Source organism: Aquimarina macrocephali (assembly GCF_051627225.1).
In the GTDB taxonomy this organism is placed as follows: domain Bacteria; phylum Bacteroidota; class Bacteroidia; order Flavobacteriales; family Flavobacteriaceae; genus Aquimarina; species Aquimarina macrocephali.
Map to the genome: position 1 here is coordinate 5,679,244 of NZ_CP151795.1, position 14,330 is coordinate 5,693,573.

The window sequence follows — 14,330 nt, forward strand, 5'->3', positions numbered from 1 at the left end:
AAAGATTAAGATCGTTAAGAAAGAAAAAACTGGTCAAAATGAAGCTAATCAAAATGACCAGTTTATGTTATGAATTAAATTTATACTGCATCAGACAAGCTGGTAAATGTGAAATCTCTTATCTTCATATAAGGTACTAAATTACCATCTATCCTAACTTGCTTACCGAGTGTCTCAAGATTATTAAGCATAATGATCGGACTCTCATTAAATCTAAAATTCTTTATTGGATGCTTTATTTTTCCATTCTCGATATAAAACGTTCCGTCTCGTGTAAGACCCGTATATAAAAGAGTTTGAGGATCTACATTTCTAATATACCACAATCTGGTAACCAAAATTCCTTTTTTGGTATTCTTGATAAGATCTTCTAGAGAAGCATCACCTCCCTGCATAATGAAATTAGAAGGAAAAGGCACAGGTTTTACTTTTTTTTGTTCTGCCCAATATCGACTATATGCAAGGTTTTTTACTGCTCCTTTTTCTATCCAGCTAGTTTTTTTCAATGGCTGCCCTTGCCCATTCCAGGTACTGGTAGGAACTTCAGGATCTAAAGGATTTGACCATATATTTACTCGTTCGTCTACTATTTTTTCTCCTAATTTAGTTCCTCCACCTTCTTTAGACATAAAACTTCGTCCTTCATCTGCTCTACGGGCATTTAAAGATCTTCCCATATTACCCAATAGGCCAATTGATGCTGCTGGCTCAAGTATTACAGTGTATTTACCTGGTTCTATTGCTTTAGCTTCTCTAGACATCAACGCTTTATCTATCGCTATTTTTGAAGCTTCACCAGCGTTAAATTTACTGATATCATTGTAATCTCTCGATACCCAACCTGATCCGGTACCATCATTACTTCTCATAGTAACGGTAAAATTAGAATCTGTAGATTTATTATAAGCAAACAATCCTTTAGAGTTTAGCATTGCACTAAATCTTGAGGAGTCATCAAAAAATCCGGCAGCTGTAACATCCTTAGCTGCAGCAGGTTCAATACTACTGTTTGCTACATTAGCACGATACTCTGGTGTAATGTTTGCGGTTGCTTCACTAAAAGTAATAGACTCATCATAGGTTTGCGGGCCTAGAGGTTCCATAAACTCTGGATTTTCTGGAGAAAGTTTCGCCAGTTCTTCAGCTCTTTTTACTACTTTTTTTAAAGATTCATCATCAAATTCGTCAATCGTAGCTGTGCCCGATTTTTTACCAAAATTTGATTGTACTACCAAGGTTTGATTAGATCTGTGACCAGCGGTAGATACAGTATTTCGCGCATAGCGGATATTACCGCTTTCGCTTCCGTTTAAATTAATTTCGCAAGCATCTGCTGTAGAAAAGCTTAATGCCTTTTCCATAATTTGCTTTGCTTCTTCTTTTGTATATATTGCCATGATGTTTTTTGTATTTATTGTAAAACAATGTTTTAAATAGTTCTACCCGTATTGATCACATTTACATTATTAAACCTGGTAGTAGAGCTACCATGTGATACAGCACTTATCTGAGAAGGCTGGCCCTTACCATCAAAAAATGAACCGAACATGCGATAATCACTCTTATCACATATTTTAGCACAAGAATTCCAAAATTCCTGCGTATTAGATTGATAGGCTACGTCATCTAACATCCCTACAATCTCTCCATTCTTAATTTCGTAAAATGCAGTTCCTCCAAATTGAAAGTTATATCGTTGCTGATCAATAGAGTATGACCCTCTACCAGCAATATAAATACCTTTTTCTACATCTTTAATCATGTCAGAAACACCATACTTCTCTTTGCCAGCTTCTAATGAGACATTAGGCATACGCTGAAATTGTACATCATTCCAACTCTGAGAATAACAGCAACCATGCGATTCGTTCTGATCGATCATATGTACTTGATCACGAATAGCTTGATAGTTGGTTAATATACCGTTACGTACAAGATCCCACTGCTTAGTTTTCACTCCTTCATCATCATATCCAACAGCTCCAAGAGATCCTACTTGTGTCTTATCTGCTACCAGATTTACAATATCACTTCCATATTTAAAGTTCTTTGATTTCCATTTATCCAGTGTAGCAAAACTTGTACCTGCATAATTGGCTTCGTATCCAAGAACACGATCCAATTCTAATGGGTGACCTACAGACTCATGAATTGTTAACCCTAAATGATTAGGTTCTAAAACAAGATCATATTTACCAGCTTCAACAGATTTGGCAGTAAGTCTTTCTTTTGCTTGCTTGGCTGCCAGAGTAGCATCCTCTATCATATCATAGCTACCTCTATATAGTCTTAGTCCAGCAGGGCCTTCTAATTTTTCAGAATCCAAACCATCCATATATTCATACCCCATTCCCATAGGTGCACTCATTGCCTGACGTGATTTAAATTTATTAGATGCTCGATCTATAGCTGTTACTGTAAAAGTTGGCCATATACGGTGTACGTCCTGATCGATATAAGATCCTTCTGTAGAAGCAAAATACTTCTGTTCATTTACCATAAAAAGACCCGAATTAACAAAGTTTGCTCCATTTTTCAACGCTGCTGCATTAGCACTAAGTAAGAGATCTACTTTTTCTGAAACTGGTACATTTTTAAAGTCTTTTTTAATTGGAGTTTTCCAGGATACTTCTCCATATGACTGTACCGGTGCTAATTTTACAGGAACTTTCTGAATCTTTGAATTAGCTTTAGCAATAGCAATAGCTTGTTCGGTTGCTTTTTTAATACCTGCATCCGAAACATTATTCGTAGAAGCAAAACCCCATGTACCATTTGCTACCACTCGAATTCCTATACCAAAAGATTCTGTATTTACCACATTCTGTACTTTATCTTCTCTGGTAAACACATATTGATTTAAATACCTTCCTATTCTGGCATCGGCATATGATGCTCCCATAGATTTTGCGGTGTTTAACGCTACATCCGCTAATTTCTTTTTGATTGCTACGTCCATACCTGGATTTAGCAATGCTTCTACCGGAATATTATTCCCCATCATCAGGGAAGGCATCATTAAAGCGCCTGATCCTATTCCTGCATATTTAACAAAGTCTCTTCGTTTCATATATAAACCTCCTTTTTTGATTGAATGAATATTTAATTAATTATTAGTTGTGATTTTTTCTTTTTTAATTAATTCAATAGGTACTAATCTAAATTTATAGACATAAATCATTAAAGCAATGTCTATCTTTATGAGGAAATACACTTTTTATTTTTTTTAGAAATAGTCAAAAACTAATACTAGTTTCTTTACTCTTGAATATTACCCCCCATATTAAAAACCATATCATACTAAAAAGAAGTCAATAAGGTCAGTTTTTTATTTTTAGCACAGCATTAAAAGTAGAAAAATTATGTCAAATAACAATAGTACCCTAAAATGTTAAAAAAGGAGTAAGAATTTTCGCATCCTAAAACCGCCTTATTCACCAAAAACACTTAATCATCTGATTATCAATATAATAAATCAAATAAAATCATTTAATACATTATCAAAAAATCCCAAACAAAATACCCGAATCACTGAATCTGAGTATATTTAAAATTTTGTTAAACTTTTACATTTTTAACTTAATAGTTATCAAAATCTTAAATCGTATCCATGATGATTACCTAATTTATAACACTAAGTATCATTTACATGAATGAACTGAAAGCATTGTAACACCCTTACCTAAAATTAAAAACATCTTTTTTATATGTAACCTTTGTTACTGATATTATTTTTGTGAAGCTTTACTTTTATCCAAAATTCATCAACATGTTTGGTAAAGGTTCTAAGTTATATAGCATATTGTCTTTAAAATGCCCACGATGCCATAATGGGGCATTTCTAGAAGCTAACCCATATCATTTGGGACGTTTTAATAAGGTAAAAAAAAGATGTCCTTCCTGTCAGTTAAAATATAGTATAGAGCCAAGTTTTTATTATGGTTCTATGTATGTTTCTTATGCCGTTGGTATAGCCATTAGCGTTGCTGTTTTCATACTTATACAACTGTTTGGATTAGATCTGACTCCAATCCATATTTTTATCACCATTGTTGTAGCCCTTATACTTTTAATGCCATACATCGGAGCGGTTTCAAAATTAATTTGGGCTAATTTTTTCTTTACCTATGATGCCTCTATAGCCAAAGCCAAACAAGATTCAAAATGATTCAAGAATTAAAAAACAGCTACGGACGCCAGTTTGAAAATGCTTTGATAAATGACATACTACAAGTCGGGACTTTTAGAGAAGTTCCTGAAGGATATAAATTGATCGAGATTGGGGATTACATTAAAGGAATGCCATTACTTGTGTCTGGTGTAGTAAAAGTACTTAGAGAAGACAAAGAAGGAGATGAGTTGTTATTATATTACCTGGAACAAGGTGATACCTGTTCGATGACAATGACTTGTTGCATTGGCCAAACCCAAAGTGAAATAAGGGCAATAGCAGAAGTAGACACCAAACTAATTATGATTCCTATTAGAAAAATGGAAGAATGGACAGCCAAATACAAATCCTGGAGGAATTTTGTTTTTGAAAGTTATCATAATCGATTAAACGAACTCCTTATCACTTTGGATAGTATTGCATTTGATAGAATGGATGAACGTCTGGTTAATTATCTTAAGGAAAAATCACGAGTTAATAAAGAGTATATTATTCGTAATACACATCAGGAAATTGCACAGGAGCTACATAGTTCGAGGGTGGTAATATCTCGTTTATTAAAAAAACTAGAACAAATAGATAAAATAGAACTACATAGAAATTATATCAAAATTCTTGATTTATCATAGCTATGTAACCAATGTTACTGATCATATATTAATGTTCAATTACTTTTAGTTATAAATCTGCACATACATGTTAAAACGATATCTTCCTGTTTTTCAATGGCTTCCTGATTATAAAAAAAAGTTTTTATCAGGAGATATTGCGGCAGGTGTAACTGTTGGTATAATGCTTATCCCACAAGGAATGGCATATGCCATGATTGCAGGTCTACCTCCTGTATTTGGATTATACGCTGCACTAATTCCGCAAGTGGTTTATGCTATAATGGGTACCTCTCGACAATTGGCAGTAGGGCCCGTAGCAATGGATTCCCTTCTTGTAGCGTCTGGATTGGGTGCACTCTCACTTTCGGGTATTGAAGAATACATCACTATGGCTATTTTTCTCTCTCTTTTTATGGGTAGTATTCAGTTTATCCTGGGAGTATTAAAAATGGGTTTTTTGGTAAACTTTTTATCCAAACCAGTCATAAGTGGTTTTACCTCTGCTGCTGCAATTATTATTGGACTTAGCCAATTAAAACATATACTAGGAACAGAAATTGAGCGTAGCAACCAAGTGCATATTTTATTACATAATGCATTCAAAACATTAGATCAAACTAATTTTTTGACCTTGGGCATTGGTATTCTTGCAATTGTACTCATCAAAATTATAAAAAAAATAAACCAAAAAATCCCTGCAGCATTAATTGTAGTTATTTTTGGAATCGTTAGTGTCTATACCTCGGGTATAGATGATCTGGGTGTAAAAATCGTTGGTACAATACCAAAAGGGTTACCAGAATTTGGAATACCTTCTGTTGATTATTCCAGAATTTCGGAACTTGTACCCATAGCTTTTACTTTGGCTCTTATTGCTTTTATGGAAGCTATTTCTGTAGCCAAAGCCGTAGAAGAAAAACATACAGAATATGAAATCGATCCAAATCAGGAGCTAATTGCTCTGGGAACGTCTAATATTATCGGCTCCTTATTTCAATCTTATCCAACAACAGGTGGTTTTTCCAGAACAGCAGTTAATGATCAAGCTGGCGCAAAAACAGGTATAGCACCAATTATAAGTGCTGTTGTAGTTGGATTAACTTTATTATTCCTAACTCCTCTTTTTTATTTTTTACCCAACGCGATTCTCGCAGCTATAATTATGGTAGCAGTATTTGGGTTAATCGATCTAAAATATCCTATTGTACTTTTTAAAAACAGAAAAGATGAATTTGGTCTTCTCCTTCTTACCTTTTTAATTACTCTTATCATTGGCATTAAAGAAGGAATACTATCTGGTGTACTATTCTCTTTGTTGATATTAGTCTACCGAACTTCAAAACCTCACATCGCAGTTTTGGGGAAAATAAAAGGAACCAATTACTTCAAAAACATTAATCGTTTTAGTAATGATATTGAAACGCAACAGTATATTCTGATTATTCGTTTTGATGCTCAGTTGTATTTCGGAAATAAAGATTATTTCAAAAAAGAACTCTATAAACAGGTTGATTTAAAAGGAAAAGAGCTTAACACCATTATTCTTAATGCAGAAGCTATAAATTATATCGACAGCAGCGCTGTACATGTACTCAAACAGATTGTCAAAGATCTCAAAAGTAAAGGTATTCAGTTTATCATTGCTGGAGCAATAGGACCAACAAGGGATATTATATTTAGCAGTGGTCTTATTGATACTATTGGTAAAAACAATCTTTTTGTAAAAGTTTATGAAGCATATGATTACTGCAATAATGCAAGTAAAAAGACTGCCATACAAGAAAAAATTTCTCTCCAAACAAAAAAAGCTCCTTCTGTAACATAAGTAACTGTATAAGAATAGCATCCATACTACCTTTATATTATTAAACCTTTTAAAAGTAAATACTCATGAAAATAGAACAGATTTATACGGGCTGCTTAGCCCACGCTGCTTACTATATAGAGAATAATGGAGAAGCTGCAGTTTTTGACCCCCTTAGAGAAGTACAACCTTATATTGATCGCGCAAAAGAAGATAATGCAAAAATAAAATATGTATTCGAAACTCATTTTCATGCAGATTTTGTGAGTGGGCATCTTGATTTAAGAAAAAAAGCAGGGGCAGAAATTGTTTTTGGCCCCAGTGCTAAACCTGGATATAATGCTACAATTGCAGAAGATGGTCAGGTTTTTAAAATTGGAGAGTATAAGATAAAGGTAATTCATACTCCAGGTCATACTATGGAGAGTACCACATACTTACTCATAGATGATAAAGGAAAAGAACATGGAATTATTACCGGAGACACATTATTTATAGGTGATGTAGGACGCCCAGATCTCGCTCAACATGTCGTATCTGAGTTAACTGAAGAAAAACTGGCAGGTCATTTATACGACTCTCTTCGCAATAAAATAATGCCTCTAAGTGACGATCTGATAGTATATCCTAATCATGGGGCTGGTTCTGCTTGTGGTAAAATGATGAGCAAAGAAACTACTGATACTCTTGGGCATCAGAAAAAAGTAAATTACGCTTTACGCGAAGACATGACAAAAGAAGAATTTATCGATGCACTACTTACTGGGTTAACTGCTCCTCCAGGATATTTCCCTCAAAATGTCTTAATGAATATCAAAGGATACGATAGTCTTGATGAAGTAATGGATCGAGCAATAAAACCATTACTTCCAGACGCTTTTGAAGTGGTAGCCACTGAAACGGATGCATTAATGCTTGATACCAGAAATGCTGAAGATTTTACTAAAGGATTCATTCCTAACAGTATTAATATTGGTCTGGAAGGAAGTTTTGCTCAATGGGTGGGAGAAATGATTCCCGATGTGAAGCAAAAAATATTACTTATCACCTACCCTGGAAAGGAAAAAGAAGCAATTACCAGGTTATCAAGAGTAGGACATGATTATACTATAGGATATCTTAACAATGGTTTTGATTCGTGGAAAGAAGCCAAAAAAGAATTCGAAATTTCTGAAAGAATCACCGCAGAAGAATTTAAAAACTCCTATATCAAAGAAAAACCTTTAGTTTTTGATATCCGTAAAAAAAGTGAGTACGATTCAGAACACATCATTGATGCTATAAATACTCCATTAAATGAGATTAATAAACATTTAGCAAAGTTTCCTAAAGACAAACCCTTTGTATTATACTGTGCAGGGGGATACAGAAGCATGATAGCTTCTTCTATTTTAAAACAAAGAGGGTGGAATCAGTTTGTTGATGTAATTGGTGGATTTGTAGAAATTGCAAAGACTAATATTCCGAAATCAGAATATATCTGTCCGACTACACTATTATAATGTATAGAAATTAGAAGTAAAACACCTGAATTTAAAATGAACAGATTCGGGTGTTTATTTTTAAATGTATTGTCCGAATTTAATTTACTACTCTTATAAAACAAAAGGTATTGCAAAATAACCACTATAATACAATCCAGTCATGATCTCAATTTTTAAGACTCTTTTTAGAATACAAAATCGACAAACCGATGCCATTACCAAAATTGATGTTCCTGCATTCAAAGAAGCCATTTCAGGGAAAAAAGATCTACAATTAGTAGATGTAAGAACACCATATGAATATAATACCGGTCATATTGATAATGCTTTAAATATCGATTTTTTTAAACAAACAGCATTTAAGTCTTCGTTCAATGAATTTGATAAAAATGAGCCTTTGTATGTATACTGTAGAAGTGGAAATCGAAGTAAGAAAGCAGCAATAGTATTAGCAGAAATAGGATTTAAAAATATTATAGATCTAAAAGGCGGATATATTGCTTGGAAAAAGTATAAAGACTAACACTCCAGAACATTGATTTTTTATTTTGTGTAACCAAAGTTACCGTAATAATAAATTATTGAAAGTACTTTTAATACTCTAACACAAAGAAGGCATAAATGAAATCACATTATCAAATTCTCATTATAGGAGGCGGTACTGCAGGAATTATGACAGCTGCTCGTTTACTTAAAAAAGATAGTCGTTTAGATATTGCAATTATAGAACCCGCAGACACACATTACTATCAACCAGCCTGGACTTTGGTAGGTGCCGGAGCGTACAAGTATAAAAAAACTGCAAAGTCTATGGCATCTGTAATGCCTAAAAAAGTAAACTGGATTAAGGATTTAGCTTCTTCTTTTGATCCAGAAAACAATTCTGTATCTACAAAATCCAACGGAAATATAACATATGACTATTTGGTAGTTGCTCCTGGATTAGTAATGGAGCCATCGATGATAGAAGGGCTTCAGGAAGCATTAGACAAAGGTGTTGTTTGTAGTAATTATACAAACCCTAAACATACATGGGAGGTTCTTAAAAATTTTAAAGGAGGTAACGCCATTTTTACACAACCAACTACTCCTATTAAGTGTGGAGGGGCTCCTCAAAAAATTGCTTACCTGGCCGCAGATTATTTCAAGAAAAAAGGTATTGAAACTACATCTAACGTTATTTTTGCAACTCCTGGTTCTGTTATTTTTGGAGTTAAGCCTATTCGAGAGACCTTGATGAAGGTCATTGGTAGATATGGTATTCATTTTAAACCTTTCTATGCTCCTCATAAAATAGATGCTGAAAATAAGCTTATATATTTTAGACATGTAGCTCCCGAAGAAAACAAATGTGTTATTAATGAAGATGCTACAATCGGTGAGGTTTCTACAGAAGATAATATTATTAAACTTCCGTTTGATATGTTACACATTGCTCCACCACAGGCTGCACCTAAATTTATAAGAACCTCTTCTTTGGTTAATGATGCTGGTTGGCTTAATGTAAATCACCATTCACTACAACATAATAAATACCCCAACATATTTGGATTAGGAGATGTTGCTGCACTTCCTACAGCAAAAACTGGTGCTGCAATACGAAAACAAGCACCAGTTGTAGCTGATAATATTTTAAAATTAATTAAAAATCAAGAAGCTAGCAATAAAGAGTATAACGGATATTCCTCTTGTCCTCTGGTTACCGGATATGGAAAAATGACACTAGCAGAATTTGATTACAAAGGAAATTTCACTCCAGACCCAAAACTAAAACGAATGTTAGTCTTTACTAGTGCTAAAGAACATTGGAGGTTATACATGTTTAAAAAATTCATGTTACCTTATCTATATTGGAATAAAATGCTAAAAGGAAAAGATGTATAATCTGTATCAACTATTTTTTTCATTGTGTAACTGATTGATATATTTTCCAACAACAATAGCGGTAACAATCACCAAGTAAAACTGCCCAATTAACCCAATAAGTATAGCGGCTTTTTTAGATAAAACCGTTACCGGAACTATATCTCCGTAACCAATAGTTAACATTGTGATATAACTGTAATACATTAGTTCTTCTGTTATCATCTCGGGGTTAGAGCTACTAACAATCAAACCTTTAAACGAACCATGATCTGCCATTTCTATACTTATGCAAATAAAAAAACCTATAAGCCCCAATGAGACATAACCGCTTATCAGGCCTAAGATTACATTTTTATTGACAAATTCGGCTTTCCAAACTTGTTTTATAATTTCAAAAGTAACCACCACATAAAACAAAAAATAGGTAATCATTCTTATAAAATTAAAAAACCTCTCATTTCTATTTTCTAACAAGCTTGAACCAAAAACAACACCAGAAACAAGGAGTAATACAATAAAAAACCACATTAGGTTTTTCTTTTTCGACAGTAGTAAAATCCCTGCCAAAAGATTAATTTGAAATAAAATAGGTGATACAATATTCTCGAATATAACCGATGGAACGATTAATGATCCAAAAAGAATTGTGACTTGACTAAAAAAGAAAATCTCGAAACGATATGGATATAGTTTTTCTATCATACTTTAATTACTCTTGATTCCCATTCCTTTTTTTATTAAATAATATCCAACAGACAAAACTAAAATAAGGGTGCTTATTCCTATTATAGTTAAAGGTTCTAAATGTTTAAAATCTAGATCAATCACATGTCTTGAAATTCCTATTAATGCAACTAATAAAACAATTTCTACATGCACCACATCTTCTTTTAGATACATTTTTACAGTATGTACTAGCTCTATCCCAATAAGAACCAGCATAAAACCTCCAAATATTTTATGTAGATGAATGAGAATATTATTCTCAGAAAATGAATTCTGAATATCAGACAATATCCCATTAAACAATAATCCCAAAAATACTATTGTAGAGTACAATACCACCAATAATAGAGAAAACAGCAATACTAAAATAATAACTCGTTCTATTTTCTCTACTATATTTAAAACTTTAGAATTCATAGTGCATTTTGTTTTTAGGCTATTTAAAAATGAAATAGTCTTTTGAAAATTTTATGCTGAAATTTATTTTAGTAATTCTTCGTTAAACGTATATTCCTTATAATCGATTTTATACAAAACACTATAAAACGCAGGAATAAATAACAGTGTAATTATTGTCCCAAATAACAATCCTATCATAATAGTAACTGCCATGGGCTCCCACATCTCTCCTCCCCCCAGGTATAATGGTATTAGTCCTAACACTGTTGTAAATGTTGCCAGTAAAATAGGCCTAAAACGCTGTAAACATGCTGCTATGATAGCATCTTGTGGTTTCCGATGAAGTTCACTTTCCTCAATCTCTATTCTATCAATCAATACAATTGCATTATTAATTACAATCCCAGCCAATGATATTACACCCAGGAATGCCATAAATCCAAAAGGAACTCCGAATATCAATAACCCTATTACCATACCAATCACCCCTAAAGGAATTGTTGTAACAACCATTGTCATTTTTCTAAAGGAATTGAATTGTATAATTAACAGCATTACAATAATGAATGCAGATAGTGGTAAATAATTGGCAACAGCCCCCATATTCTCGGCACTATTCTCGGCATCACCACCAAGTTTATAGGTATACTCCTCTCCCCACTTTGATTTTTGGGTGGTAAGCCAGGGCTTAATTACTTTAGTAATTTCAGAAGCATTTCCATCTTCTGTTAATTCACTAGATACATTAATAGTACGGGTGAGATCTAATCTCTTGATTTTAGAATATTGCCACTGCGGAATAATATTAGCTACCTGTAATAACGGAACACTTTTTCCCGAGTTTTGACCATATATATTTAACGTTTCTAAAGAAGCCAGTGATTGCTGTTTTCCTTGATTACTGGTCATTACTATTGGAATCGATTTGTCTTTCTCTCTAAACTCTCCTGCCCTAAAACCATCTAAAACAGTTTGTAAAGATACTGCGACATCCTGGTTTGTAATCCCTGCCGATTGTGCCTTATTTTGATCGATATCAATTACAAATTTCTTTCCTTTTGGTCCCCAATCGTCTTTGATGTTTTTGGTTCCTGTGACACTAAACAGTTTAGCTTTTATTTCTTCTGCTATACTTGCCAGTTTATCCGGGTTATCACCAGATACTTTTATTTCAATTGGAGTACCTCCTCCTCCTGATCCTAGAAATCCTACTTTAATATCGGCATTAGGAAAGGTATCGAAACAAAATGCATCTATTTGTTTTACCATATCAGAATTTACTAAAAAAGATGAGGTGTTAACCAGAATATGAGCATAATTAGAATTAGGTTCGTCTGCATTATATCCAAGATCATAGGATGATGGCCCTTCGCCAATATAAGATGACCAATCAACGATTCCGTTTGGCCTTTCAGAAGTTACTTTTAATGCTTTGGTTATATAATTCTCGATTGCCAATACTGTTGCTGTTGTACTTTCGATTTTAGTTCCTTGAGGTAAATTGATATCAATAGTGATCATATTACGATCACTATCAGGAAAAAATACAAATGCTAGTTTTGTAAACCCATAGATCGATAAAAAGAATAAGGCTACTATACCTATTAAAACAGATCTTTTCCAGGATAACGCTAATAAAATAAGAGTTTGTTCAATAAATTTAATAAAATATTAAATTCATCACTTAATATTCGTAAATAATTCATCCGTAAGAAATCCAGTTTCCACCAATGCTTAATGTATTGGTAAAGCAACTACAAAATCGGTGCTTTCATGGATTGTGATTTCTGTATTTCTAAGCAGTTTATAACGTCGGTTTAAATTTTTTAATCCTTCTTTTGAAGTTTTGGTTAATTGACTTCTGAATTGGATCTTATTTTCTACAATAATTGCATCCTTAGTATTATAGATCTTTACGATCAATGGACACTCTTTCGATACTTTATTGTGTTTTATAGCATTTTCTACCAGTAGTTGCATCGAAAGTACGGGAATCATTGTAGTATCTTTATGTAAAGAAAGTTCAATCTCTACCTTAAAATTATCTCCAAATCGCACCTTGGCCATATACATATATTCGTTCAAAATTTCTAACTCTTTTTGAAGAGAAACCAAGCCTATATCCTTACTCTGTAGGATATATCGATATAATGAAGCCAAGTTATCCAGAAAAACTATTGAAGCCTCGGGATTGTCTTGAATCACATATTTTAATGTATTTAATGAATTGAATAAAAAATGAGGATTAATTTGGTTGTTTAATGCCATTAATTCATTTTGTGTATTTTCTTTAATAAGTTGTTCTCTTTCAATTTCATTCAATTTTTGTTTTGATTGAAATTTTAATAACCAACCTATTAACAATGAAGTAGCCCCCATAACTACCCAAACATAGGATATTCCTTTTCTTTCTGAGTGAGATATTTCGTATAATAGAAAACCATGACTTACTATAAAAACATGGTATATGATTTTGGAACTTAAAAGTATTGTTAAAATAAGAATTCCTCTTCTTATTATAGTATTACGAAATTTAGATAAAAACGTATTTGTACTATAATTGGTAAGATACATAACCAACCAACAATAGGAAGTAAAAGAAAACATTCTAAAGAAGAATACAAATATTGAATCGCCTTGGATATCTTTAAAATAAGTGAATTGCGGATATACAATAGATAAGAATCTATTAAAGTTGATCAATAAAGCAATCAAGAACGAAATCAGTAATCGAGTTTTTATCATTATGTCCTTTTTTCCAAATCCCTCCTAATGTAGTCTAAAGAAGAAATAATAGTAGATTCTGAAAATTATGAAAAATTAATATAATAAGGTTTTTTTATTATTCATGATGTATAAAATAAAATGTTAAGACCACATTTTTATAAAACGAAGCAACGGTGCTATACAGAGGTGGTATCGAGTAAAAACACAGGACAGGGTACTTATCAATCAACTGGTAACCTATATTCCGTTAGCTATGTAAAGTCCCTCGACTTTGACCTTATGTATTCTTCTCTACGATCTCTCTAATCTCGATATCTGTAAAAATAAAAACACTTACAATCCTATAATCAAACTGTAAATACTCTAAAAACCAGATCCCAAAAAATGAAACCAATACAGAAATATAACTCAAAGCGTTATATGATCTGCTTGGACCACCTCGGGAGCCCCCATATTTAGAAAATGAGTATTAAAACATCAAACAACTGAAGAGTTGTTTGGGATGTTATAAAACCTCCTTATTAAGTTAATTCGCTAAAAAA

Annotated in this window: 12 protein-coding genes; 6 read left to right on the forward strand and 6 right to left on the reverse strand. The window is 32.9% G+C overall.

The features are described 5' to 3' along the window. Positions 1–80: 80 nt before the first annotated feature. Positions 81–1,397 (reverse strand): TldD/PmbA family protein, encoded by a 1,317-nt coding sequence (locus AAFU52_RS25025; protein WP_024771398.1) that lies wholly within the window; start codon positions 1,395–1,397, stop codon positions 81–83. A gap of 32 nt (positions 1,398–1,429) precedes the next feature. Then, the gene (locus AAFU52_RS25030) at positions 1,430–3,070 is read right to left on the reverse strand and encodes a TldD/PmbA family protein (protein WP_024771397.1); all 1,641 of its coding nucleotides are present in this window, start codon (positions 3,068–3,070) and stop codon (positions 1,430–1,432) included. A 699-nt stretch (positions 3,071–3,769) separates the two neighbouring features. On the opposite strand from AAFU52_RS25030, the gene AAFU52_RS25035 reads away from it, so the two are divergent. The 6 genes from AAFU52_RS25035 (at position 3,770) to AAFU52_RS25060 (ending at position 9,954) form a co-directional block, all read left to right on the forward strand. Next, positions 3,770–4,168, forward strand: a complete 399-nt coding sequence (locus AAFU52_RS25035) for a DUF983 domain-containing protein (protein WP_024771396.1) — start codon at positions 3,770–3,772, stop codon at positions 4,166–4,168. Next, entirely contained in the window at positions 4,165–4,800 is a 636-nt protein-coding gene (locus AAFU52_RS25040) for a Crp/Fnr family transcriptional regulator (protein ID WP_024771395.1), read from the forward strand. The genes AAFU52_RS25035 and AAFU52_RS25040 overlap by 4 nt, the downstream gene beginning before the upstream one ends. Before the next feature lie 67 nt (positions 4,801–4,867). Beyond that, a complete protein-coding gene (locus AAFU52_RS25045; protein ID WP_438424210.1) occupies positions 4,868–6,607 on the forward strand; it encodes a SulP family inorganic anion transporter in 1,740 nt (579 codons plus the stop codon). A gap of 65 nt (positions 6,608–6,672) precedes the next feature. Further along, positions 6,673–8,088, forward strand: coding sequence for an MBL fold metallo-hydrolase (locus tag AAFU52_RS25050; RefSeq protein WP_438424212.1), 1,416 nt, complete (start codon positions 6,673–6,675; stop codon positions 8,086–8,088). 142 nt (positions 8,089–8,230) lie between these two features. Continuing rightward, entirely contained in the window at positions 8,231–8,593 is a 363-nt protein-coding gene (locus tag AAFU52_RS25055; RefSeq protein WP_438424214.1) for a rhodanese-like domain-containing protein, read from the forward strand. 98 nt (positions 8,594–8,691) lie between these two features. Continuing rightward, positions 8,692–9,954 (forward strand): FAD/NAD(P)-binding oxidoreductase, encoded by a 1,263-nt coding sequence (locus AAFU52_RS25060; RefSeq protein ID WP_438424217.1) that lies wholly within the window; start codon positions 8,692–8,694, stop codon positions 9,952–9,954. A gap of 6 nt (positions 9,955–9,960) precedes the next feature. Here AAFU52_RS25060 and AAFU52_RS25065 read toward each other — a convergent pair whose 3' ends face one another. The 4 genes from AAFU52_RS25065 to AAFU52_RS25080 all read right to left on the reverse strand — a co-directional run bounded on the left by AAFU52_RS25065 (position 9,961) and on the right by AAFU52_RS25080 (position 13,806). Continuing rightward, entirely contained in the window at positions 9,961–10,638 is a 678-nt protein-coding gene (locus AAFU52_RS25065; RefSeq protein ID WP_024771390.1) for a potassium channel family protein, read from the reverse strand. Positions 10,639–10,641: 3 nt separating this feature from the next. Then, positions 10,642–11,079, reverse strand: a complete 438-nt coding sequence (locus AAFU52_RS25070; RefSeq protein ID WP_024771389.1) for a phosphate-starvation-inducible PsiE family protein — start codon at positions 11,077–11,079, stop codon at positions 10,642–10,644. A gap of 63 nt (positions 11,080–11,142) precedes the next feature. Then, entirely contained in the window at positions 11,143–12,726 is a 1,584-nt protein-coding gene (locus tag AAFU52_RS25075) for an efflux RND transporter permease subunit (protein ID WP_438426658.1), read from the reverse strand. A 69-nt stretch (positions 12,727–12,795) separates the two neighbouring features. Continuing rightward, positions 12,796–13,806, reverse strand: a complete 1,011-nt coding sequence (locus AAFU52_RS25080) for a sensor histidine kinase (protein ID WP_438424219.1) — start codon at positions 13,804–13,806, stop codon at positions 12,796–12,798. Between the last annotated feature and the right edge of the window lie 524 nt (positions 13,807–14,330).

Bases quoted from the DNA above. Each gene is read 5' to 3' on its own strand.
- AAFU52_RS25025 (WP_024771398.1), bottom strand. From the start codon at position 1,397: ATGGCAATATATACAAAAGAAGAAGCAAAGCAAATTATGGAAAAGGCA.
- AAFU52_RS25030 (WP_024771397.1), bottom strand. From the start codon at position 3,070: ATGAAACGAAGAGACTTTGTTAAATATGCAGGAATAGGATCAGGCGCT.
- AAFU52_RS25035 (WP_024771396.1), top strand. From the start codon at position 3,770: ATGTTTGGTAAAGGTTCTAAGTTATATAGCATATTGTCTTTAAAATGC.
- AAFU52_RS25040 (WP_024771395.1), top strand. From the start codon at position 4,165: ATGATTCAAGAATTAAAAAACAGCTACGGACGCCAGTTTGAAAATGCT.
- AAFU52_RS25045 (WP_438424210.1), top strand. From the start codon at position 4,868: ATGTTAAAACGATATCTTCCTGTTTTTCAATGGCTTCCTGATTATAAA.
- AAFU52_RS25050 (WP_438424212.1), top strand. From the start codon at position 6,673: ATGAAAATAGAACAGATTTATACGGGCTGCTTAGCCCACGCTGCTTAC.
- AAFU52_RS25055 (WP_438424214.1), top strand. From the start codon at position 8,231: ATGATCTCAATTTTTAAGACTCTTTTTAGAATACAAAATCGACAAACC.
- AAFU52_RS25060 (WP_438424217.1), top strand. From the start codon at position 8,692: ATGAAATCACATTATCAAATTCTCATTATAGGAGGCGGTACTGCAGGA.
- AAFU52_RS25065 (WP_024771390.1), bottom strand. From the start codon at position 10,638: ATGATAGAAAAACTATATCCATATCGTTTCGAGATTTTCTTTTTTAGT.
- AAFU52_RS25070 (WP_024771389.1), bottom strand. From the start codon at position 11,079: ATGAATTCTAAAGTTTTAAATATAGTAGAGAAAATAGAACGAGTTATT.
- AAFU52_RS25080 (WP_438424219.1), bottom strand. From the start codon at position 13,806: ATGATAAAAACTCGATTACTGATTTCGTTCTTGATTGCTTTATTGATC.